Below are 22,653 nucleotides of genomic sequence, written 5' to 3'. Positions count from 1 at the left end.
GTCCCCGGAATTTTTGCAAGCTTGGCCCCGGTCTTGCAGGCCCACGCTGGCAGGCTATAAGATAGCCCCGGCATCTTGCTGGTTTTTGTAAAACTGTCCGTGATTTTTTTAGCGTCTTTTATTAACATAATTATCCTTTCTTATAAAATCCCATAATAAACATTTTAAGTTATTTGTCAAGCGGCCGTTATGCTGTCGCAACATTTAAGAGGCTGCCGAAATCCTCCACCGCTCGAGCCCCACGGGGCCCCCCGCCCCCCCCCCGGCAGGTGGCGATCGCGGCGGGCGTGCCGGTGATCCCGGCCACCGGCGTGCTGGGCAATGATTTCGACGCCATCGCGCGCGAGGCCGGAGAAATCGGCTATCCCTTGATGCTCAAGGCCTCCTGGGGCGGCGGCGGCCGCGGCATGCGCCCGGTCACCGGGCCCGAGGAGTTGAAGGAAAAGGTGCTGGAAGGCCGGCGCGAAGCCGAGTCCGCCTTTGGCAACGGCGAGGGCTATCTCGAAAAGATGATCACCCGGGCCCGCCATGTCGAGGTGCAGATCCTCGGCGATCAGCATGGGCAGATCTACCACCTGTTCGAGCGGGATTGCTCGGTGCAGCGGCGCAACCAGAAAGTGGTCGAACGCGCCCCGGCCCCCTATCTGACCGAGGCCCAGCGCCAGGAGATCTGCGCGCTCGGATACAAGATCTGCAAGCACGTCGATTACGAATGCGCCGGCACCGTCGAGTTCCTGATGGACATGGAGACGGAGCAATTCTACTTCATCGAGGTCAACCCGCGGGTGCAGGTGGAACATACCGTCACCGAGGAGGTGACCGGCATCGACATCGTGCGCGCCCAGATCCTGATCAGTGAGGGAAAGCCGATCGCCGAGGCCACCGGCAAGGCCAGCCAGGAAGAGATCCGGCTGAACGGCCACGCGCTGCAGACAAGGATCACCACCGAGGACCCGCAGAACAATTTCATCCCCGATTACGGCCGCATCACCGCCTATCGCAGCGCCACCGGCATGGGCATCCGGCTCGACGGCGGCACCGCCTATGCGGGGGGCGTGATCACCCGCTATTACGACAGCCTGCTGACCAAGGTCACCGCCTGGGCGCCGACGCCGCAGATGGCGATCGCGCGGATGGACCGGGCCCTGCGCGAGTTTCGCATCCGGGGCGTGTCGACCAACATCGCCTTTGTCGAGAACCTGCTCAAGCATCCGACCTTCCTCGACAATACCTATACCACCCGGTTCATCGACGAGACGCCGGAGCTGTTCCGCTTTTCCCGGCGGCGCGACCGCGGCACCAAGGTGCTGACCTATATCGCCGACATCACCGTCAACGGCCACCCGGAGACCAAGGGGCGCCCGAAACCGCGCGCCGACATCCGGCTGCCGAAACCGCCCGCGAAACAGGGCGAGCCGCAGATGGGCACCCGCAACCTACTGGAACAGCAGGGGCCCAGGGCGGTGGCCGACTGGATGCGGGCGCAGAAACAGCTGCTGATCACCGACACCACCATGCGCGACGGGCACCAGAGCCTGCTGGCGACCCGGATGCGCTCGATCGACATGATCCGGGTGGCGCCCGCCTATGCCGCCAACCTGCCGCAGCTGCTCTCGGTGGAATGCTGGGGCGGGGCCACCTTCGACGTGGCCTACCGGTTCCTGCAGGAATGCCCCTGGCAGCGGCTGCGCGACCTGCGCGCGGCGATGCCAAACCTGATGACGCAGATGCTTCTGAGGGGCTCAAACGGGGTCGGCTACACCAATTACCCCGACAACGTGGTGCGCGCCTTTGTGCAAGAGGCGGCGAAGACCATCGACGTCTTCCGCGTTTTCGATTCCCTCAACTGGGTCGAGAACATGCGCGTGGCGATGGACGCGGTGATCGAGGCCGACAAGATCTGCGAGGGCACGATCTGCTATACCGGCGACATCCTTGATCCCGACCGGGCCAAGTACGACCTGAAGTACTATGTCGGCATGGCGCGCGAGCTGGAGGCCGCCGGCGCCCATGTGCTGGGGCTCAAGGACATGGCCGGGTTGCTGAAACCCTCCGCCGCCGGCGCGCTGGTCCGGGCGCTCAAGCAGGAGGTCGGGCTGCCGATCCACTTCCACACCCATGACACCGCCGGGGGCGCCATCGCCAGCATCCTCGCCGCAGCCGACGCCGGGGTCGACGCGGTCGACTGCGCCATGGACGCCTTTTCCGGCAATACCTCCCAGGCGACACTGGGCTCGGTGGTCGAGGCGCTGCGCCACACCGACCGCGAGACCGGGCTCGACATCGCCGCGATCCGCGAGATCAGCGATTACTTCGAGGCGGTGCGCGCGCAATACGCCGCCTTTGAAAGCGGACTGCAGGCGCCGGCCTCGGAGGTCTACCTGCACGAGATGCCCGGCGGGCAGTTCACCAACCTCAAGGCGCAGGCGCGCAGCCTCGGGCTGGAGGAGCGCTGGCACGAGGTCGCCCGCACCTATGCCGACGTCAACATGATGTTCGGCGATATCGTCAAGGTGACGCCCAGTTCCAAGGTGGTGGGCGACATGGCGCTGATGATGGTCTCCCAGAACCTCAGCCGCGCCGATGTCGAGGACCCGGACAAGGAGGTCTCCTTTCCCGACAGCGTGATCGACATGATGCGCGGCAACCTCGGCCAGCCGCCGGGCGGCTTTCCCGAGACCATCGTGAAAAAGGTGCTCAAGGACGAAAAACCCAACACCGAGCGCCCGGGCAAGCACCTGGATCCTGTGGACCTGGAGGTGACCCGCGCGGAGCTGTCGAAAGAGCTCGAGGGCAGGCCGGTGGATGACGAGGACCTGATGGGCTACCTGATGTATCCCAAGGTCTATCTCGATTACATGGGAAGGCACCGCACATATGGCCCGGTGCGCACGCTGCCGACGCGGACCTTCTTCTACGGCATGGAGCCGGGCGAGGAAATCTCGGCCGAGATCGACCCGGGCAAGACGCTGGAGATCCGCTGCCAGGCGGTGGGCGAGACCGACGAGACCGGCGAGGTCAAGGTGTTCTTCGAATTGAACGGCCAGCCACGCACGGTGCGGGTGCCGGACCGGCTGGTCACCGCCCAGACCCGCGCCCGCCCCAAGGCCGAGCATGGCAACCCGGCCCATGTCGGCGCGCCGATGCCCGGCGTGGTCGCCTCGGTCGCCGTCACCGCGGGCCAGAAGGTCAAGGCTGGCGATCTCATGCTCACCATCGAGGCGATGAAGATGGAAACCGCGATCCACGCCGAACACGACGCAACCGTCAAGGCCATCCACACCGCCCCCGGCGCACAGATCGACGCCAAGGATCTGCTGGTGGAATTCGAATAGGCTGGGCCGGATGGCCCCCGGAGCACATGGGGGCGATTGACGCATCAGGTAAAATCGCGCAGGAGGGGAATGGGCCGGTCAGCGGCCCTTGCCCCACCCTTGGTCCGTGATCCTGTTCCATGAGCTTTTCCGCCGATGCCGCCGAAACCCTCTCGCTCCGCGCCCTGGCCTGGCTGGTGGGCAATGACGATCTGCTGCCGGTCTTTCTGAACGCGACCGGCGCCGGGCAGGACGAACTGAGCGCCCGGGCGCAAGAGCCGGAGTTCCTCGGTGCGGTGCTCGATTTCCTGATGATGGACGACGCCTGGGTGACCGGGTTCTGCGGCGCCAACGGCATCCCCTATGACCACCCGATGCAGGCCCGCGCCGCGCTGCCCGGCGGGGCACAGATGCATTGGACCTGACCCCACCGGGAGGAGCCCGCGCCATGAGTATCGAGGCCATCGTGTTCGACAAGGACGGCACGCTGTTCGACTTCGCCGCCACCTGGGAGGCCTGGGCCGAGGCCTTTCTGCTGCGCGCCACCGGGCAGGACCGCGCCCGCGCCCAGGCAATCGGGACCGAGATCGGTTTCGACCTCGCGGCGCGCCGCTTCGCCCCCGACAGCGTGGTGATCGCCGGCACCCCGGCCGAGGTGGCCGACGCGCTGGAGCGCCACTTTCCACAGCTGACCCGACCGGCCCTGATCGGCATGCTGAACGAAGAGGCCGAGCTTGCCCCCCAGATCGAGGCGGTGCCGCTGGCGCCCTTTCTCGACGGGCTGCGCGCGCAGGGGTTGCGGCTGGGCGTGGCCACCAACGATGCCGAAGCCCCGGCCCGGGCGCATCTGCTCGCCGCCCGGGTGCTGGACCGGTTCGACTTCGTCGCCGGGTTCGACAGCGGGCACGGCGCCAAGCCCGCGCCGGGGCCGCTGCTGGCCTTCTGCGCCGCCGTCGATGTGGACCCGGCGCGCGCCCTGATGGTGGGCGACAGCACCCATGACCTGCACGCCGGCCGCGCCGCCGGCATGTCCACCCTGGGGGTGCTGACCGGCATGGCCGGCGCGGACGAGCTTGCCCCCCACGCCGACGCGGTGCTGCCCGATATCGGGCATATTCCCGCCTGGCTCGCCACGCGCGGCTGATCGCAGCCTGAAAACGACAGGATTCGTCGCGGACAAGGCGGCGCGCCGCCCGCGCCTGGGGCCTGCTGTGGGGCAGCACAGCCAGCGGGAGGCATTCATGGTGCAACAGGCACAACGGCGAAAGCGCGGCGGCGGCCGCTCAGGCGCGGCGGCCCGGCGCGGGGCGGCGGTGATCGAACAGATGCCCTTCGCGCCGCCGATCAACCGCGACCGCCCGACCGAGCCGCTGACCGACGAGGGCATCGCCGCCATCCACGACGGCGCGATGCGCATTCTCGAGGAAATCGGCATCGCCTTTCTCAACCCCGAGGCCATCGAGATCCTGCGCGAGGCCGGCTGCAGCGTGCGGGGCGAGGTCGTCCGCATGGGCCGCGACTTCGTGATGGAGATGGTGGCCAAGGCGCCGTCGCAGTTCACCCTGACCCCGCGCAACCCGGACCGCACCCTCACCGTGGGCGGCAAGACCATCCTGTTCGGCAACGTCTCCTCGCCGCCCAACTACTGGGACATGGAGATCGGCCGCAAGGTACCCGGCACCCGCGAGAAATGCGCCAACCTGCTGAAACTCACCCAGTATTTCAACTGCATCCACTTCGCCGGCGGCTACCCGGTGGAACCCGTGGACATCCACGCCAGCGTCCGGCACCTCGACGTGCTCTATGACAAGCTGACGCTCACCGACAAGGTGATGCACGCCTATTCGCTGGGCAAGGAGCGGGTCGAGGACGTGATGGAGATGGTGCGCATTGCCGGCGGCCTGACCGAGGAGGAGTTCCAGGCGACGCCGCGGATGTATACCAACATCAACTCCACCTCGCCGCTCAAGCACGACTACCCGATGATCGACGGCTGCCTGCGCATGATCCGCCGTGGCCAGGCGGTGGTGGTCACCCCCTTTACGCTGGCCGGCGCGATGGCGCCGGTGACCATGGCCGGCGCGGTGGCGCAATCGCTGGCCGAGGCGCTTTGCGCCATCGCGCTGTTCCAATACGTGCGTCCCGGCTGCCCCTGCGCCATCGGAACCTTCACCTCCAACGTCGACATGAAATCCGGCGCCCCAGCCTTTGGCACGCCGGAGTACATGCGGGCGACCCAGATGACCGGCCAGATGGCGCGGTTCTACGGCCTGCCGCTGCGCTCCTCGGGGGTTTGCGCCGCCAACGTGCCCGACGGGCAGGCAATGTGGGAAACCTCCAACTCGCTCTGGGCGGCGGTGCAATCGGGCACGCATATGGTCTACCATGCCGCCGGATGGCTCGAGGGCGGGCTGATCGCCAGCCCCGAAAAATTCATCATGGATTGCGAGGTGCTGCAGCAGATCCAGCGTTACATGCAGCCCGAGATCTGGGCCACCGGCCCCGACGAGGTGGCGGTCGAGGCGATCGGCTCGGTCGGCAACGCCGGGCATTTCTTTGGCATCCAGCACACCCAGGACCGTTATACCACCGCCTTTTATCAGCCGTTCCTGAGCGACTGGCGCAACTACGAGGGGTGGGAGGCCGCCGGCGGCGTCTGGACGCCGGAGCGCGCCCATACGATGTACAAGCGCATCATCGCAAGCTTCGAGCCGCCGCCGATGGACCAGGCCATCCGCGACGAGCTGACCGCCTTCGTCGCCCGCCGCAAGGCCGAGGGCGGCGCGCCGACCGATTTCTGATTCGATCGCGCCCCGGGCGCGGCGCCGTTCGGCATTTGTTAAGCCTTCCCGGCCCAAGCTGTGCGCGGGGCACAGCAACGGGGGGCCGGCATGCACGGTCTGGTCAACAGGGCGATCCAGTCCTTTGTCACCGATACCTACGGGCCCGATCGCTGGCGCCGCGTGACCGAGGCCGCCGAACTCGGCGATTTCGAGTTCGAGGCGATGCTGATCTATGACGACGCGGTGACCGAGGCGCTGCTCGCCGCGTTCTGCGCCGATCTGGGCCGCAGCCGCGGCGAGGTGCTGGAGGATCTGGGCACCTATCTGGTCTCGCACCCCTCGGTCGAGGCGCTGCGCCGTCTGCTGCGCTTCGGCGGCGACAGCTACGTCGATTTCCTGCATTCGCTCGACGACCTGAACGATCGCGCCCGCCTTGCCGTGCCGGACCTGCACCTGCCCGCGCTTGACCTGCGCGAGGAGGGCGCGGGGCGCTATACCCTTGCCTGCGGGCCGGGGATGCCCGGGTTCGGATGGGTCATGATGGGCATCCTGCGTGCGATGGCCGACGACTACGGCGCGCTGGTGCTGCTGGAACATCACGGCCCCCACGCCGACGAGGGCGCGGATGACGAGGCGGACGAAGTCATCGCCGTGACGCTGATCGAATCCGCCTTTGCCGCCGGCCGCGCCTTTGATCTGGGGGCGCGCGCGGGATGATCGCCGAGGACACGCTGGCCGGGATACTGGCCCGGCTCTGCCCGATGCATCTGCTGGTGGACGACAGCGGCGTGATCCGCCGCGTCGGGCCGACCCTGCAAAAGCTGCGCCCCGAAACCCCCATGCCGGGGCAGCGGTTTCTCGATCTGTTCGACCTGACCCGCCCGCGCAAGGTGGGCTGCTTTGCCGATCTGCTGACCGGCGAGGGCAAGCTCGGCGTCGCCTTCCGGGATGCCCCGCACACCGCACTCAAGGGCCAGATCGTGCCGCTTCCGGGCGGCGCGGTGATCGACCTCTCCTTCGGCATCTCGCTGATCGACGCGGTGCGCGACTATGCCCTGACCAGCGCAGATTTCGCCGCCACCAGCCTGGCCATCGAACTGCTCTACCTGGTCGAGGCAAAATCGGCCGTGATGGGCGAATACGGCCAGCTCAGCCGGCGGCTCCAGACGGCGCGGATCTCGGCCGAGGAGCAGGCCTTTACCGACACGCTGACCGGGCTCAAGAACCGCCGCGCCATGGACCACGTTCTGACCCGAAAGGCCGCTAGCGGCATGCCCTATTCGGTGATGCACATCGACCTGGATTTCTTCAAGCAGGTGAACGATTCGCTGGGCCACGCCGCCGGCGATCACGTGCTGCAGCAGGTCGCCCGCATCCTGGTCGAGGAGACCCGGCAGGAGGATACCGTGGCCCGCGTCGGCGGCGACGAGTTCGTGATCGTCTTCGACAACCTGACCGACCGGCCCCGCCTGCGCCGCATCGCCGAACGGCTGATCGACCGGCTGCAACAGCCGATGCTGTTCCAGGGGCGGCCTTGCGCGATCTCGGCCAGCATCGGCATCGCGCCTTCGGTCGAGCAGCCGCTGGTCAGCCCTGCGGGCCTGCTGCGCCTGGCCGACCTGGCGCTCTACGACGCCAAGCACGCCGGGCGCTCGACCCTGCGCTTCGCCACCCCGCGACCGGCGGAACCCGCCTGGACCCGGCCAGCGGCGGGCAAGGACGGCGAAACGGCGCCTCCCAGCGCGGTTTCAGGGCGCGACTCTTGACAGTCGCGGCCCGGCGTGGTCTGCTACCCGGCATCGGGTAATCTTATTCCAGCGTGCCGCGCCGCCCCTGCGGGCCCTCCGCAACAGCTCGGCCCGCCACCATTGGTGAGGATATTGGAAATGTGGAAACGAAATCTCTGTGCATCCCTGGCCGCGGCCAGCATGGTTGTCGTCGGCGTCGAGCGCGCCAAGGCGGATGACGCCGCCGCCCTGCTCGGCGGGGCGCTGCTGGGCGGAATCATCGTCAACGAGATGAACAAGAACAAGACGCGCCGCACCACCGTCCGGCGTACCGGCGTTTCCTCGACCCAGCGCGAGGAGAACCGCCAGGTGCAGGTGGCGCTGAACTACTTCGGCTACAACGTCGGATATGCCGACGGCGTCCTCGGTCGCAACAGCCGCACCGGCATCCGCCGCTACCAGGCCGACATGGGCTATGGCGTCGATGGCTATCTCGACCCGCATGAAACCAGCTTCCTTCTGGGCAGCCATCAGCGCGCGATGGCCAGCGCGCACATGGCGCCCTACGCCCAGATCGTCGCCACCCAGGGCCACCCCGGGCTGCTGCGCACCTATCGCAACGAACAGCTCGGCATCGCCACGCCGGGCACCCAGATGCAGCCCCAGATGGCCACCGCGCCGACACCGGCGCCCATGCCGGCCCCGGTTCAGACCCAGCCCGAACCGGTCACCGCCCGCGCCGACACCAGCGGCAGCAACCTGCCGCAGTTCAACTTCGCCCCGGCGGAGCGCTCGATCCGCGATCACTGCGACCAGGTCAGCGTGAACACCGCGGCCAACGGCGGGCTGCGCACCGCCGCCAGCATCACCGACGCCGGCTTTGCCCTGAACGAACAGTTCTGCCTCGCCCGCACCCAGGCGATGTCGGACAGCGCCCGGATCGAGGCCTCGATCCCCAACATGACGCGCGAGCAGATCGAGGCGCAGTGCGACGGGCTGGCCCAGGCGATCGAGCCGCAGCTTCAGGGCATCGAGAGCCTGCAGGCCGGTCAGGTCATGGCCAAGACCAAAGCCTTCCTCGAAAGCTCCGGTCAGCCGATGGCGCAGCTGGTCTCCGGTGGCAAGGTCTGCCTCGGCGCCGGCTACCGCGCCGACAACGCGCGGGTCGCGCTGGCCAGCGCGGTGCTGCTGACCTCGGCCGGCCAGGGCGGCTATGGCGAGATGGTCAGCCACCAGTTGCGCGAGGGCTTCGGCACGCTCAGCGCCGCACCGCAACAGGCCGCCTCCTGGATGCAGGTGGCAATGACCGCTGTCGCCAACGGCCAGACGGTTCTGGGCCAGAACCAGGGCCGCGCCCAGGTGCTCCAGGCCGCCTCCGGCGGCGCGCTGCCGGTCTTCGGCACCGCCAACGAGTGACCGACGCCTTGAAAGAATGCGCAAGGCCCGTCCCCGGATCAGGGGGCGGGCCTTTTGCTTGTCCCCTGCCCAGTCAGTCCGGGCGCGGCGCAGCGGAGACCTGGACCCTCCTGCCCCCGGTGGCGAGAGATCCCCGGCTTCGCGGGGCGGACGGGGAAAGAAACGATGTCTTACCAGCCTGTTCACGGATGTCGTACAAAACGGGCCGAAAACTCCCCGATTTAACGGAAAGTTACGTGCAGCGGGCGGTGGGCGGTGGGCGGTGGGCGGTGGGCGGAGAGCCTAGAAAACGGGAATTAATCTGAACACCCCAAAAATTTCTTCCCTTGAGGTATCCGTAAGTGACCAACGCCGAAAACGAGAATCTAGCTAAATACATTGAAGATTTCGGGCCGGACTTCGGCACGGACTTATTCAATTTACAAAATTCATACTTTAATATCGCAGTACAATGGCGCTTTTACAAAAGTTTGTTTGGAGTCAATCAACAAAGAATTGACCTTTTAAATAAGGTATCCGGCATCTTCTTTCGAGAGGTCGAGCGTACCTTATTTGAATCTGTAATAACTGGATTGTGCCGCATTACTGATCCCATAGAAACAGGAAGAGGAAATGGAGCGCGAAAAAATCTTACGTTTCGCGTTTTGGAGAAGCATATTGAAAACAGTGATATGTCTATTTTTGAAGAGTTCATGGCAAGGTTTGATGAAGGAGCAACTTTTGCGAGAGACTGGAGAAATAGAAAGCTCTCTCACCTAGATTACGATGTTGCTCGCGGCGGCGCTACATTAGAGACAGCGAGTCGCGCGAAAGTTCAGGAATTAATTGATTGCCTAGGTGAATTGTTACAATGGATTCATCAAGAGTATTTAGACATGTCCCTCTCCTTAGATGTAGGACTTCCCCCTGAAGATGAAATGCGCGTTTTGGAACTCCTGTACCTTTCTACTCAGGAAGAAGAAAATTTTGAAAGGCAGTTAAAAGAAAGGATTGAACGCCGCGACTTTTCCGATATGCCGAAACGGTCAGAGGTTCCAGATTGGTTGCTTGGGCTTGATTGAAACGCATCAAACATCCAACTCCTCCACGAACCGCGCGTTTTCCTGGATATACTGGAATCGCAATTCCGGCTTTTTGCCCATCAGCCGTTCCACCAGCTCGCCGGTTTCGCCCGGTTCGTCCTCGTCGATGGTCACCCGGATCAGCTTGCGCGATTTCGGGTCCATGGTGGTTTCCTTGAGGTCCTTGGCGTCCATCTCGCCCAGGCCCTTGAACCGGCTGACGTCGATTTTTCCCTTTCCGCCCAGCCCCTTGTCCATCCATGCATCGCGCTCTTCCTGGTCCAGGCAATAGACCCGCCGCGCCCCTTGCGTCAGCCGGAACAGCGGCGGGCAGGCCAGGTAGAGGTGCCCGGTGTCGATCATCGGCCGCATCTGGGTGAAGAAGAAGGTCATCAGAAGCGAGGCGATATGCGCCCCGTCGACATCGGCGTCGGTCATGATGATGATCTTGTCGTAGCGCAGGTCGTCGATGTTGAACCGCGTCCCCAGCCCGACGCCAAGGGCTTGAGTCAAATCGGAAATTTCCGCGTTCGAACTCAGCTTGTTCGACGCCGCCCCCAGCACGTTGAGGATCTTGCCCCGCAGCGGCAACAGCGCCTGGGTCTTGCGGTCGCGCGCCATCTTGGCGCTGCCGCCGGCCGAGTCGCCCTCGACGATGAACAGCTCGGTTCCCTCTCGGGTGTTCGACGAGCAATCCACCAGCTTGCCCGGCAGCCGCAGTTTCTTCGTCGCGGTCTTGCGCTGGGTCTCCTTCTCCTGCCGCCGCCGCAGCCGCTCCTCGGCGCGCAGCACCAGGAAATCAAGGATCGCGCCGGCCGATTTGGTATCCGCCGCCAGCCAGTTGTCGAAATGGTCGCGCACCGCGCCCTCGACCAGCCGCTGCGCCTCGACCGTGGCAAGCCGGTCCTTGGTCTGGCCGACGAACTCTGGCTCGCTGATGAAACAGGAGACCAGCGCACAGCCCCCGGTCACCAGATCCTCTCGGGTGATCTGGGCGGCCTTCTTGTTGCCGACCAGCTCGCCATAGGCGCGGACGCCCTTGAGGATCGCGGCCCAGAACCCGGCCTCATGCGTGCCGCCCTCAGGCGTGGGTACTGTGTTGCAGTAGGACTGGATGAAGCCGTCGCGCGAGGGCGTCCAGTTGATCGCCCATTCCACCTTGCCCGGCGTTTTGAACCGTTCCTGGAACTCTACCGTGCCGGAGAACGGCTGATCGGCATAGGTCGAGGCGCCGTTCAGCGTCTCTTTCAGGTAATCGGCCAGCCCGCCGGGAAAGTGAAAACTTGCCTCGGTCGGTGTCTCGCCGTCGTCGATCTCGGACTTCCAGCGGATCTCCACCCCCGAGAACAAATAGGCCTTGGAGCGGATCGACTTGAACAGGCGGGCCGGCTTGAACCGGTGCGAGCCGAAGATTTCCTCGTCGGCGTGAAAGGTCACCGTGGTGCCGCGCCGGTTCGGCGCCGCGCCGATCTTTTCCACCGGGCCAAGAGGCAACCCGCGCGAGAACCGCTGTTCGTAAAGCGTCTTGTCGCGCGCCACCTGCACCACCATGGAATCCGACAGCGCGTTGACCACCGAGGCGCCGACCCCGTGCAGCCCGCCCGAGGTCTGGTAGGCCTTGCCGGAAAACTTGCCGCCCGCATGCAGGGTACACAGGATCACCTCGAGCGCGGATTTGCCCGGAAACTTCGGGTGCGGGTCCACCGGGATGCCGCGGCCGTTGTCGCGGACGGTCACCGAATAATCGCCGTGCAGCTCGACCTCGATGCGGTTGGCGTAACCCGCCACCGCCTCGTCCATCGAGTTGTCAAGCACCTCGGCCACCAGGTGATGCAGCGCGCGGTCATCGGTGCCGCCGATGTACATGCCGGGGCGCTTTCGGACCGGCTCCAGCCCCTCGAGCACTTCGATCGAGGAGGCGTCGTAGGCGGGTTGGGCGGCTCCGGAGAGGAGGTCGTTGGGCATGGGGCTGCTGCTCTTTTTCTTGGTTGGAGGCCAGTATGCCAGAGCGGCAAGGCGGGGGGAAGATGCCGTGGCCGTGCCGGGCGGCCAGTGGCGCTGCGGGGCGATCCGGTGTCGTTTTCCGGCAAGCAGCCCGCCCCGGTTGACCGCATGCGATGGCACGAAGACTCCCGCGCGCGAAGGTAGTATGGAATGATGGAACTGACAGAGGCCACCGCGCCCGAAACCCGGCTGAAATCCTGCCCCGACTGGGGATACCTGTTCCGCGAGTTTTACGAGCTCTACCGCTTTCTCCCCTCCGGCGGCAGCCCCCGCATCCGCAGTCACCAGCGCGCGGTGCGCGAGGCATTGCGGCGGGGCACCTCGAAAAACCCGGTGGTGGCGCCGCAGCCGCCCACCGACAAGCCGGTGACCGCGCATCTGAAACGGGCGCTGGACCTGGGGCGCGAACAGAACCTGGCCCCGGTGGTGCGGGCGCTGGAATCGGTGGCGCCGCTGCTGTCCTGGCAACATGGCTACGAAAAGGTGCCCAAGGGGCTGAGCGGCAGCTATGCCTATGCCGAGCTTTGCGGTCCGCACGGGCCGGTGGTGATCGACGAGCTGATCCTGGGCGTGGTGCTTTTCGCGCCGGGCTGCACCTATCCCGCCCATGCCCACCGCGGCATCACCGAAAGCTACATCTGCCTTTCCGGCGCGGTGTCCGAGAACCATCAGGGCGTCTATGCGCCCGGCTCGATGATCTTCAACCCGCCCGAGCATCTGCACCGGATCACCGTGGGCGACCGCGATCCGGCGCTGCTGGCCTATGCCTGGATCGGCGACAAGGGCGATCTGTCGGATCAAAAGATGGTGTTCACCCGCAAGGCGCGTTAGGCCCCGGGCAACCAATCCTTGATCGCCTGGGCCACCTTCTGGGGGATCTGGTGGCAGATCCAGTGATCGGCCGCCTCGAATTCCACCCGCGTGAGATCGGGGGCGAAATCCTCCAACCCCTCGGTCGCCTCGGGCAGCAGCGCGGTATCGCCCCGCCCCCAGATCAGCAGGTGCGGACAGCGCACCATCAACCGCTCGCGCGGCATCTCGGGCAGGTCGGTGATCGGCGCGCCGGGCGCTGCGACCTGCAGCGGCGAGGCGCGGTACCAGTGGATCATGGTCTTGAGCCGCCCGGGCCGCGACCATTCGGCGGTGTACTCGGCCAGCTTGTCCGGCGTCATCCAGGCGTTGTTCATCCTGGCGAGGAACAGCGCCTTCATCTTCTCGAAATCATTGGCGGAGAAATACCGCTCCGAGCCCTCGCGGCGCAGGGAAAGGATGTATTGCGAGGCCTCGGCCTGTGCCCCGCCGGCGGCCAGCGCGCGCTGGAACGGCGCCGGGTGCACGCCGTTGGCGATGATCAGCCGGCTGACCAGCTTGGGGCGGAACATCGCCAGCCCATAGGCCACCGCCGCGCCCCAGTCGTGCCCCATCACGGTGAGTGGCCCGCCGATATGGTCGATCAGCGCCGCCATGTCGCCCACCAGTTGCGAGCCGCGATACAGCGCCACGTCGTCCGGCGCCCAGCTTTGGCCATAGCCGCGTTGGTCCGGCGCGATGCAGTGAAACCGGTCGGTGAGGTAGGGGGCCAGATCGGCCCAGGCGCCGCTGTATTCGGGGAACCCGTGCAGCAAGAGCAGCGGCGGCTTGGCCGGGTCGCCCCAGCGGCGGATGTGAAACGGATGGCCGTTCAGGTCGATGATCTCGGTTCTCATGGCTTCACTCTAACCGTACGGGGGCGCCGGGCAATGGCCCGCCGCGATGACGCGGGGTCGCGCGCGCCGTTGGTGCGGCGGGATTGATGGGGATCAACGCGGTGAACCCGGAAAAAGGTTAGCATTGAACTCATAATTTTTCAGATGGAGAATTGCCTATGCCAACCCCCGCCACAGTGCCCACCCCGACGCAGACTGACGTGAAGACCGAACCGGCGGCGGCGCCTGCGGAGGAGGTTTCTTCTCCGCCACAGCCGGCCCCGTCCGCTCCCCGCCCGGCGACACCGCCCAGCCGCGAGGAGGTGCGCCGCGCCTTCGAAACCGGGCGCTATCCCTATCGCAAGAAACTGGGGCGCCGAGCCTATGAGGCGGAAAAGGCGCAGTTGCAGGCCGAACTGCTCAAGGTTCAACTCTGGGCGCAAGAGACCGGCGAGAAATTCGTGCTGCTGTTCGAGGGGCGTGACGCCGCCGGAAAGGGCGGCACGATCAAGCGGTTTATGGAGCATCTCAACCCCCGCTCGGCCCGTATCGTTGCGCTCAACAAGCCAACCTGGGAGGAGAAGGGACAGTGGTTCTTTCAGCGCTATGTCCAGGAGTTGCCGACCAGCGGCGAAATGGTGTTCTACGACCGGTCCTGGTACAACCGCGCCGGGGTCGAGCGGGTGATGGGGTTTTGCACACCGAACGAATACCTCGAGTTCATGCGCCAGACGCCGGAGCTGGAGCGGATGCTGGTCCGGTCGGGTATCCATCTGTACAAGTACTGGTTCTCGGTCACCCGGGCGGAACAGCAGCGCCGGTTCCAGTCGCGCGAGACCGATCCGTTGAAACAGTGGAAACTGTCCCCGATCGACAAGGCCTCGCTCGACAAGTGGGACGATTACACCGAGGCGAAAGAGGCGATGTTCTTTTACACCGACACCGCCGACGCCCCCTGGACCATCGTCAAATCGAATGACAAGAAACGCGCCCGGCTGAACTGCATGCGGCATTTCCTGGCCTCGATCGACTACCCGGACAAGGATCACGAGGTGGTGGGGGCACCCGACCCGCTGATCGTCGGGCAGGCGCAACATGTCGTGCACCGCACCGATCATATCCTCGGCACGGCCCAACATCCCGACAAGCGCATCGCGCGCTGATCGGCGGTGCGGCGCCGCCTGACGGTGCCGGATCTTGCCAGGGGTGCGAATGCGGCTTAACTCATCACATGCCTTTCGCCTTGCGCCTGTTTTTGCTGGTTTTTCCCCTCGCCCTGGCCAGCCCGGCGACCGCCCATCCGCATGTCTTTATCGACGCCGGTTTGCAGGTGGCGGTGGACGCGAGCGGTAGAGCGACCGGCGTCACCGTCACCTGGGAATACGACGAGCTTTACTCGTTGATCAGTTTCGAGGATCTGGGGCTGGACTCCGATTACGACGGCCAGCTGACGCCCGAGGAACTGGAGCAGATCGACGGCTTTGACCTGAACTGGATCGATGGCTACGAGGGCGATCTCTACCTTTCAACCGCGGCCGGGCCGGTGGCGATGGGACCGCCCGAGGGCCGTGGCGTGACGGCGGTGGAGGGGCGCATCCGCTCGTCCCATTTCCGACCGCTGGCGCAGCCGGTGCCGGCACAGGAGCTGACCTTGCGGGTCTACGATCCCGGGTTTTACACCGCTTACGGGCTGGGGCTGGGGATCACGATCGACGGGGATTGCCGGGCCGAGGTGATCCCGGCCGATCAGGACACGGCCGACGCGCGGCTCAACACCCTGTTAGCGGCGAGGTCACCCGACGAGGTTGAGATGGATTTCCCGGCCGTGGGCGACGCCTATGCCGATACGGTTGTGATCCGATGCGCTGGGTGAGCTGGGCCGGGGCGCTCACGGTCGTGGGGGCGGCGCTGTGGCTTTGGGGATTCGGCGGGGCCGATTGGGTGACGCATACGGCAATCACGGGCCAGCAGCGGGCACAGGTCGCCATGGCGCAGGGGCTGCGGGCGCTCAGGGCGGGCGAACCGGGCGCGCTTGCCGCGCTGCTCGGGCTCTGTTTCGCCTATGGGTTCTTTCACGCCGCCGGGCCGGGGCACGGCAAGATCGTGATCGGCGGCTATGGCGTAGCGCGGCGAGTGCCGGTGCTGCGGCTCTCGGCGCTGGCGCTGGGGGCGTCGCTGGCACAGGCGGCCAGCGCGGTGGCGCTGGTCTATGCCGCGCTGGGCCTGTTCGGCTGGGGCCGGCGCCAGCTGGTGGGCGCGGCCGAAGACCTGTTTGCGCCGCTCAGCTATGGCATGATCGCACTGGTCGGCCTGTGGCTGGCCTGGCGTGGGGCGCGGCGGCTTATGTGCATGGCCCGCACACAGCGGCAGCCCCGCCATGACCACGATCACGACCAAGGGCCGGATGGCATCTGCGAAAACTGCGGCCACCGCCACGGCCCGACCCTGGAGGAGGCCGGGCGGGTGCACGGGCTGCGCGATGCGCTGGCGGTGATCGCGTCGGTTGCCGCGCGCCCTTGCACCGGCGCGATCTTCATCCTGGTGCTGACCTGGCAGATGGGCATCGCAATGGCCGGCATCGCCGGGGCCTTTGCGATGGCGCTGGGCACCGCCTGCGTGACGGTGGCGGTGGCGCTGGCCGCGACGCTGTTTCGGGCCGGTGCGATGGAGCGCTGGAGCGGCCCCGCTGCGATACGCGTGTCGGCGGTACTGGAACTGGCCGCCGGGTTGGCGGTGTTTGCCGTCGCGGTCCCGATCATGCTGCGATTGATCTGAGGCTTGCCCGCACGGCGCGTTGCGCCTAAGCCGCCTGAATGACGCGCGAACTGATGACATATGGCGGCCATGTGCGCGCCGTGGCCCTGCTGGGTCTGCCGCTGGTGGGTGGGCACCTGGCGCAATTCGCAATCGGGTTGACCGACACCATCATGGTGGGCTGGTACGGGGTCGAGGCACTGGCAGCCGTGACCCTCGCCGGCAGTTATTTCTTCGTTCTGTTCCTGACCGGCGCCGGTTTCGGCTGGGCGGTGATGCCGATGGTGGCCGCGGCCAACGCGGCGGGCGACGAGACCAGCGCGCGCCGCGCCACCCGCATGGGGCTGTGGCTGTCGGTGATGTACAGCGTGGCGGTGATGCCGCTCTTGTGGTGGTCGGGGTCGATCCTGCTGGCCCTCGGGCAAGGCGCAGAGGTGGCGGCGGATGCCGCGCGCTACCTGCGGATCTCCGGATGGGGTCTGTTTCCGGCGCTGCTGGTGATGGTTCTGAAATCCTACCTCGCAGCGCTGGAGCGGACCCAGGTGGTACTGTGGATCACGGTTCTGGCCGCGCTGGCCAACGCGCTGGCCAACTACGGGCTGATCTTCGGCCACTGGGGCCTGCCCGAGATGGGCATCCGGGGGGCAGCGCTGGCCTCGAACCTCACGCATATGGTTTCGCTGGTGGCGGTGGTGATCTACGTGACGCGTGCCCTGCCCGAGCAGGAGCTGTTCCGCCGCCTCTGGCGCCCGGACCGGGAGATGTTCGCGCGGGTGTTCCGCCTCGGCGTTCCGATCGGCATCACCAGCCTGACCGAGATCAGCCTGTTCTCGGCCTCAGCGCTGATGATGGGCTGGCTCGGCACCACGCAACTGGCCGCGCATGGGATCGCGCTGCAATTGGCGACCGCGACCTTCATGGTGCACCTGGGCTTGAGCAACGCCGCTACGGTGCGCGCCGGCAATGCCTATGGCCGCCGCGACAAGGCGCATATGGCGCGCGGGGCGGCGGTGGTCACGGCGATGTCGCTGGCGGCCTCGGTGCTGACCATCACGCTGTTCCTGACCCAGCCCGACCCGCTGATCTCGCTGTTCCTCGATCCCGACGATCCGGAGCGACCGCAGATCCTGGTGATCGGCGCGGGGCTCCTGGCGGCGGCGGCGCTGTTCCAACTCGTCGATGGCGCGCAGGTGATCGCGTTGGGCCTGCTGCGCGGGGTTCAGGATACCGGCGTGCCGATGCTGGTTGCGGCGCTGGCCTATTGGGGGGTGGGTATCCCGGCCTCCTACGCGCTGGGCTTTCCGCTGGGCCTGGGCGGGGTGGGCATCTGGCTGGGCCTGGCCTGTGGGCTGGCGGTGGCCGGCGTGCTGCTGATGTGGAGGTTCTGGCGGCAGGGGCTGGCACGCGCCGAGGCATAGGCCCCGGCAGGCGGGAACTGAGCGACCCAAGTGCCCCTTCAAACCGATGGTCTTTGGAAAATCTGGAGCGGGCGAAGAGATTCGAACTCTCGACCCCAACCTTGGCAAGGTTGTGCTCTACCCCTGAGCTACGCCCGCGTCATTGAGTGAGGCGTGAGATATAAATATCCGACTGAAGCCGCAAGGGGAAATGCGCGCGCGGCGGAAAATAATTCCTGCCGCGCGCCCTGCCCGGTTACGCCGGGTGCCGCCCCTCGCGCCCGGACCAGTGCCAGGCCACCAGCGCCGCGGCGGCGGCCATCGCGCCGAAGCTCAGCCAGGGTGCCTTCATCAGCACCAGCACCGCGAGGACCAGCCGCAGCAGCAACTCCAACCCACCGATGGGGCGCGCCTCGTGGCAAGCCAGCACGCTGGCCAGCAGGTAGGGCGCCACCGCGACGCGCAGCATCACCAGGGCAAGCGCACCGATATGCGTCGCCCCGTCGTACCGCGGGCATCCCCATGCCCAGAAGGATCGCCATCAGCATCGTCGCCAGCAGCGCAAGGAACAGGAACAACGCGCTTTCGCCGATGATCCCGCCCAAGGCGCGCAGCCAGGAAATGATATCGACGGCGATGTAGTTCGACAGTCCCGTCAGGTTGAGGCAGAAGTCGATCACCGAAACCGCCAGAAACATCAGGTAAAGCCGGCTGACCAGCAGCCCGGCCTCGGCCAGCGCCGACACGATCTTGCCGGGGGATTGCCGGACCTCCGGATCGAGGAAGAACAGCGCCACCAGCAGCGCCATCGCCCACCACCCGGCCGAACCGGCATCGCCGGCGGAGTTCTGGATCAGCTCCAGCAGCCAGGGCAGGCTCTCGGCGCGGCAGCCGTTTTCGCTGATGATCTGCGTCACCCCCCCAGAGCCCCGCCAGCGGGCCGCAGCCCACCGCCTCCTTTGGGGTGAGCAGCAGCAGAAGGATCAGCCCGATCGGGGCAAAGATCATCACCAGATGCAGCTTGTCGGCCCGGGTCGGGCGCATGTCCTCGGTGGCTTCGCTCACTTCCTCTAAGAAAACAGTCCGGGGGACTGTTTTCCCGAGGGGCGGCCAGGTCGAGCGCATGAACCGCACGATCAAAGAGGCAACGGTCAAACGCTTCCACTACGACAGCCACGACCAGTTGCGGACACACCTCGCCGACTTCATGGCAGCCTACAACTTCGCCCGCAGACTCAAGACCCTCGGCGGCCTCACGCCCTGCGAGTACATTTGCAAGATCTGGATTTCGGAGCCAGATCGATTCATCCTAAATCCGATCCACCAAATGCCGGGACTGAACAACTAGGCCCCAGCGTTATTGGGATAAAGCGCGCGCTGGTTGGCGGCCAGCTCCGCGCCCTTGTCGCCCTGTTTGGAATAGGGCCCGCGGCCCTTTTCCAGCACGAACCCCAGGATCAGCGACATCGGCGCGATGTCGGTGCCCCCTCCGGCGACGTTGAGCACCGAATTGGTCAGCGTCTGCCCCTCCTGCACTTGTAGGCTGGCGATGCCGGCGATTTAGGCCATGTGCAGGATCGAGACATGCGGGCTGTTGCCGGAGCTCGACGCCTCGGCGCTGAGGTTGACCTGGGCTGTGACCGGCCCAGTGGCGAACGCGCCCGAGGCGATCAGGGCCGCGAGGGCCAGTGCGAGATGTTTCATGGTTTTCCTCCCTGTGGAAAATGTGGGGCACCCTCCTGCCCCTGATTGGTCAACCGCCCGGCCCCGATTTCATGTCGGGGGCCTTGCGACCGCGGTACTTGACCGTGAGGTCCAGCGGCGTGTCGTTCTCGTCGTAGATGCCGATGATGACGCCGCGCTTGCGGGTCTTGGTGCGCATCTCGATCAGCTGTTCCTCGCTGCGGGTGGTGCGCTGCGACTGGCGGCGGGTCCAGGCAAAGAGCTTGTCGTACATTTGGGCAATGATATCGGCGTGGATGTCGCTGTCGCCCAGGTCGGTCAGCTCCTGCGGATCGGCCGCCAGATCGAACAGCATCGGGCGATGGCCGCCCTCGAAGTGGATCAGCTTCCAGCGCTTGGTCGCCACCATGAACATCACCGCGTCGCGCACCGGGATGTCATGCAGATGCGCCACCGGGGTGGCCGAGAAATCATATTCGCAGATGACATAATCGCGTTCGGTTTCCGCCCGCTCTCCATGCAGGATCGGCAGCAGGCTTTCGCCCTCGAGGATATGGTAGGCAGGCGCGCCGCCCGCGACCTCGACAAAAGTGGGGGCAAAGTCGATGCATTCTACCAGCGCGTCGCAGGTGGTGCCGCGCGTCGCCTCGGCCTCCGGGCTCGGATCGTAGATGATCAGCGGCACCCGGGTGGAGGCGTCGTGGAAAAAGGTCTTTTCCCCCATCCAGTGATCGCCGAGGAAATCGCCGTGATCGGAGGTCAGAACGATCATGGTGTCGTCGATGCGGCCGGTCTCCTCCAGCCAGGCGAACAGCCGCCCCATCTGGTCGTCGGCCTGCTTGATCAGCCCCATGTAAGCCGGGATCACCGCCTCGCGCACGTCCTGGCGCGAAAAGGCCTCTCCCACCTTGGTGTCCATGAACGCCTTGAAAATCGGGTGCGCGTGCTGGCGCTCGGCGTCCGAACGCACCACCGGCTGCACGTGTTCGGGGCCGAACATCGAGGCATAGGGTTCCGGCACGATATAGGGCCAGTGCGGCTTGATATAGCTGAGGTGACAGCACCACGGGCCGTCGTGACCTTCGATGAACTCCATGCCGCGCCCGGTCAGGTAGGGGGTTTCGCTGTCCGGCTCGGCGATGTTGGCCGGCTCGCGCGAGTTCTTAAGGAACCAGCCCGAGAGCACGTTGCCCTCCGCGTCGAGGCCGGAGTTGGCAAAATCGTGCCAGGGATTGTCGCTCTCGTAGCCCTTTGCCTTCAGCCACTTGTTGTATTCCTTCGCGCCGTCCGGATCATACGAGCCATCGGGCCCCTCGGGCAGCATGCCATCGTCGCGCTCGAACACGTCGAAGCCGCATTCGCTCACCCGGGCGCCGATCAGGCTATCGGGTTCCAACCCCAGCCTTGCCATCCCCTCCTCGTCCGCGCGCATATGGGTCTTGCCGACGAGATAGCAGTCCATCCCGGCCTTGCGCAGGTGATCGCCCATGGTGATCTCGCCCACTTTCAGCGGGATGCCGTTCCAGCTGGCACCGTGGGAATGCACGTAGCGGCCGGTATAGGTGCTCATCCGGGAACTGCCGCAGATCGGCGACTGGATATAGGCGCGGGTGAACCGCACGCCCTTTTCGGCCAGCCGGTCGATGTTGGGCGTGTGCAGATGCGCATGCCCATAACAGCTCAGATAATCCCAGCGCAGTTGGTCGAACATGATGAAAAGGACGTTCTTCGCTTTGGCCATTCCTCGTGCAGCGCGCGCGCCCTGTGCCCGCCTTCGCGGCATCAGGGTCGCGTCACCTCTCCTCCCGTGACATTCGGTCGCAACCTAACAAGTCCGGTAAAGGGTGAGAAATAATGATTCCGAACGACCTATAGCGATTCCGCTATATTCCCGCCGGACGCGGAGGTCAGCGCCCGCACCTCTTCGCGGATCATCTGCATCAGCAGTTGCGCCGGAGCGCTGACCGTCTGTCCCGCCGGTGTGGTCAACCCGACCGCCCCGTCCATCGCACCGCGCGCGAAATCGAGGCACTGCACCACACCCTCGGACAATTCGCGCCGCATGGCGCCCATCGGCTGACAGACCACCGCATCGGACATCGCCAGGTAGGACCGCGCGAATTCGAAGGAGATCGTCTCGATCATATTGCTGAAGCGCGATACCCCCTTTGAGATCAGAAAGCGGTCCAGCTCGTCGCGGATGATGGTGCCGGGGGTCGGGATGACCACCGGGTGGCGGTCGATATCGCGGATCGACAGATCGCCGCGCCCCGCCAGCGGATGACCGGTGCGCACGAAGAAGACCAGCGGTTCGCTGAAGAGATGCTCGAAATTCATCCCCTGCATGTGCTCGACCGCGAGCAGGCGGCCAAAGCCGAAATCCACCTGCCCGCCGCGCAGGTATTGCTGCAACCCGCCGCCCGTCGTGGCGATGAACCGCAGGTCGACCGTGGGATAGAGCGTCTTGAACCGGCGCACCGCGCCCGGCATCACCACGCGCACCACGTTCGGCAGGATATAGGCCACCACCTGCGCCTCGGCGCTCTGGCCCTGCAGCGCCTCAAGGCCGCGGTCGATCTGGCCCATACCGTTCGAGACAAAGGAAAACAGCGTGTTGCCGATGGCGTTCAGAACCAGCCCGTTGGCGGTGCGGTCGAAAAGCGGGCTTCCCAACTCCTCCTCCAGCTCGCGGAGCGACCGGGACACGGCGGGCTGCACCGTGCCCATCGCCTCGGCGGCGCGGGTGGCCGATCCGAGGTTGGCCACCGACAGGAAACAGCGCAGATGGCGCATCCGGATGCGGCTCGATGCAAGGCCCCTGGTCATGTT

20 protein-coding genes, 1 tRNA gene and 1 pseudogene are annotated in these 22,653 nt (G+C 65.8%); 14 read left to right on the top strand and 8 right to left on the bottom strand.

What is annotated here, in order from left to right; all coding sequences use genetic code 11:
• The first annotated feature begins 212 nt into the window (after positions 1-212).
• From P1U75_RS10200 to P1U75_RS10165, 8 genes are all read left to right on the top strand, one after another.
• Positions 213-3,335: a pyruvate carboxylase gene (locus tag P1U75_RS10200; RefSeq protein WP_300242784.1), complete on the top strand. Its 3,123-nt coding sequence runs from the start codon at positions 213-215 to the stop codon at positions 3,333-3,335.
• Between the two features lie 119 nt (positions 3,336-3,454).
• Positions 3,455-3,739: a DUF3572 domain-containing protein gene (locus P1U75_RS10195; RefSeq protein ID WP_300242782.1), complete on the top strand. Its 285-nt coding sequence runs from the start codon at positions 3,455-3,457 to the stop codon at positions 3,737-3,739.
• Between the two features lie 23 nt (positions 3,740-3,762).
• Entirely contained in the window at positions 3,763-4,458 is a 696-nt protein-coding gene (locus tag P1U75_RS10190) for an HAD family hydrolase (RefSeq protein ID WP_300242780.1), read from the top strand.
• Between the two features lie 97 nt (positions 4,459-4,555).
• Positions 4,556-6,115, top strand: coding sequence for a trimethylamine methyltransferase family protein (locus P1U75_RS10185; protein ID WP_300242778.1), 1,560 nt, complete (start codon positions 4,556-4,558; stop codon positions 6,113-6,115).
• 90 nt (positions 6,116-6,205) lie between these two features.
• On the top strand, positions 6,206-6,814 hold the full coding sequence (locus tag P1U75_RS10180; protein ID WP_300242776.1) for a heme NO-binding domain-containing protein: 609 nt from the start codon (positions 6,206-6,208) through the stop codon (positions 6,812-6,814).
• A complete protein-coding gene (locus P1U75_RS10175) occupies positions 6,811-7,863 on the top strand; it encodes a diguanylate cyclase (RefSeq protein ID WP_300242774.1) in 1,053 nt (350 codons plus the stop codon). Before P1U75_RS10180 ends, P1U75_RS10175 begins: the two co-directional genes overlap by 4 nt.
• Positions 7,864-7,983: 120 nt before the next feature.
• Complete coding sequence (locus P1U75_RS10170) at positions 7,984-9,240, top strand: peptidoglycan-binding domain-containing protein (protein WP_300242772.1); 1,257 nt, start codon at positions 7,984-7,986, stop codon at positions 9,238-9,240.
• Between the two features lie 341 nt (positions 9,241-9,581).
• The gene (locus tag P1U75_RS10165; RefSeq protein WP_300242770.1) at positions 9,582-10,301 is read left to right on the top strand and encodes a hypothetical protein; all 720 of its coding nucleotides are present in this window, start codon (positions 9,582-9,584) and stop codon (positions 10,299-10,301) included.
• Between the two features lie 6 nt (positions 10,302-10,307).
• Here the strand turns inward: P1U75_RS10165 and parE are convergent, their stop codons facing one another.
• A complete protein-coding gene (gene parE / locus P1U75_RS10160) occupies positions 10,308-12,266 on the bottom strand; it encodes a DNA topoisomerase IV subunit B (protein WP_300242768.1) in 1,959 nt (652 codons plus the stop codon).
• Positions 12,267-12,455: 189 nt separating this feature from the next.
• Between parE and P1U75_RS10155 the strand changes: the two genes are divergently transcribed.
• The gene (locus tag P1U75_RS10155) at positions 12,456-13,136 is read left to right on the top strand and encodes a dimethylsulfonioproprionate lyase family protein (protein ID WP_300242765.1); all 681 of its coding nucleotides are present in this window, start codon (positions 12,456-12,458) and stop codon (positions 13,134-13,136) included.
• Here the strand turns inward: P1U75_RS10155 and P1U75_RS10150 are convergent.
• Positions 13,133-14,011: an alpha/beta hydrolase gene (locus P1U75_RS10150; protein ID WP_300242763.1), complete on the bottom strand. Its 879-nt coding sequence runs from the start codon at positions 14,009-14,011 to the stop codon at positions 13,133-13,135. The genes P1U75_RS10155 and P1U75_RS10150 overlap by 4 nt on opposite strands.
• Before the next feature lie 158 nt (positions 14,012-14,169).
• Here P1U75_RS10150 and ppk2 point away from each other — a divergent pair, with 158 nt between their 5' ends.
• From ppk2 to P1U75_RS10130, 4 genes are all read left to right on the top strand, one after another.
• Positions 14,170-15,153, top strand: a complete 984-nt coding sequence (ppk2, locus tag P1U75_RS10145) for a polyphosphate kinase 2 (protein WP_300242760.1) — start codon at positions 14,170-14,172, stop codon at positions 15,151-15,153.
• A gap of 92 nt (positions 15,154-15,245) precedes the next feature.
• On the top strand, positions 15,246-15,863 hold the full coding sequence (locus P1U75_RS10140) for a DUF1007 family protein (protein ID WP_300242758.1): 618 nt from the start codon (positions 15,246-15,248) through the stop codon (positions 15,861-15,863).
• Positions 15,851-16,765 (top strand): hypothetical protein, encoded by a 915-nt coding sequence (locus P1U75_RS10135; protein WP_300242755.1) that lies wholly within the window; start codon positions 15,851-15,853, stop codon positions 16,763-16,765. The genes P1U75_RS10140 and P1U75_RS10135 overlap by 13 nt, the downstream gene beginning before the upstream one ends.
• A gap of 38 nt (positions 16,766-16,803) precedes the next feature.
• Positions 16,804-18,162 (top strand): MATE family efflux transporter, encoded by a 1,359-nt coding sequence (locus P1U75_RS10130; RefSeq protein WP_300242753.1) that lies wholly within the window; start codon positions 16,804-16,806, stop codon positions 18,160-18,162.
• Positions 18,163-18,225: 63 nt separating this feature from the next.
• Here P1U75_RS10130 and P1U75_RS10125 read toward each other — a convergent pair.
• Both P1U75_RS10125 and P1U75_RS10120 read right to left on the bottom strand, forming a co-directional pair.
• Positions 18,226-18,300: transfer RNA gene (locus P1U75_RS10125), tRNA-Gly, on the bottom strand.
• Entirely contained in the window at positions 18,291-19,058 is a 768-nt protein-coding gene (locus P1U75_RS10120) for a hypothetical protein (RefSeq protein ID WP_300242751.1), read from the bottom strand. The genes P1U75_RS10125 and P1U75_RS10120 overlap by 10 nt, the downstream gene beginning before the upstream one ends.
• 191 nt (positions 19,059-19,249) lie before the next feature.
• Here P1U75_RS10120 and P1U75_RS10115 point away from each other — a divergent pair.
• A pseudogene (locus P1U75_RS10115) lies at positions 19,250-19,489 on the top strand (integrase core domain-containing protein); the annotation flags it as partial.
• Here the strand turns inward: P1U75_RS10115 and P1U75_RS10110 are convergent.
• The 4 genes from P1U75_RS10110 to P1U75_RS10095 all read right to left on the bottom strand — a co-directional run bounded on the left by P1U75_RS10110 (position 19,486) and on the right by P1U75_RS10095 (position 22,650).
• On the bottom strand, positions 19,486-19,677 hold the full coding sequence (locus tag P1U75_RS10110) for a hypothetical protein (protein WP_300242749.1): 192 nt from the start codon (positions 19,675-19,677) through the stop codon (positions 19,486-19,488). The pseudogene P1U75_RS10115 and the gene P1U75_RS10110 overlap by 4 nt on opposite strands.
• Before the next feature lie 24 nt (positions 19,678-19,701).
• The gene (locus P1U75_RS10105; protein ID WP_300242747.1) at positions 19,702-19,845 is read right to left on the bottom strand and encodes a hypothetical protein; all 144 of its coding nucleotides are present in this window, start codon (positions 19,843-19,845) and stop codon (positions 19,702-19,704) included.
• 49 nt (positions 19,846-19,894) lie between these two features.
• On the bottom strand, positions 19,895-21,565 hold the full coding sequence (locus tag P1U75_RS10100; RefSeq protein WP_300242745.1) for a sulfatase-like hydrolase/transferase: 1,671 nt from the start codon (positions 21,563-21,565) through the stop codon (positions 19,895-19,897).
• A 128-nt stretch (positions 21,566-21,693) separates the two neighbouring features.
• Positions 21,694-22,650: a LysR substrate-binding domain-containing protein gene (locus P1U75_RS10095; protein WP_300242743.1), complete on the bottom strand. Its 957-nt coding sequence runs from the start codon at positions 22,648-22,650 to the stop codon at positions 21,694-21,696.
• Positions 22,651-22,653 lie beyond the last annotated feature (3 nt).

Source organism: Antarcticimicrobium sp., assembly GCF_029212575.1.
GTDB lineage: Bacteria > Pseudomonadota > Alphaproteobacteria > Rhodobacterales > Rhodobacteraceae > Antarcticimicrobium.
The sequence above is the reverse complement of the archived record's forward strand: the minus strand, read 5'-3'. Positions and strand labels throughout refer to the sequence as shown.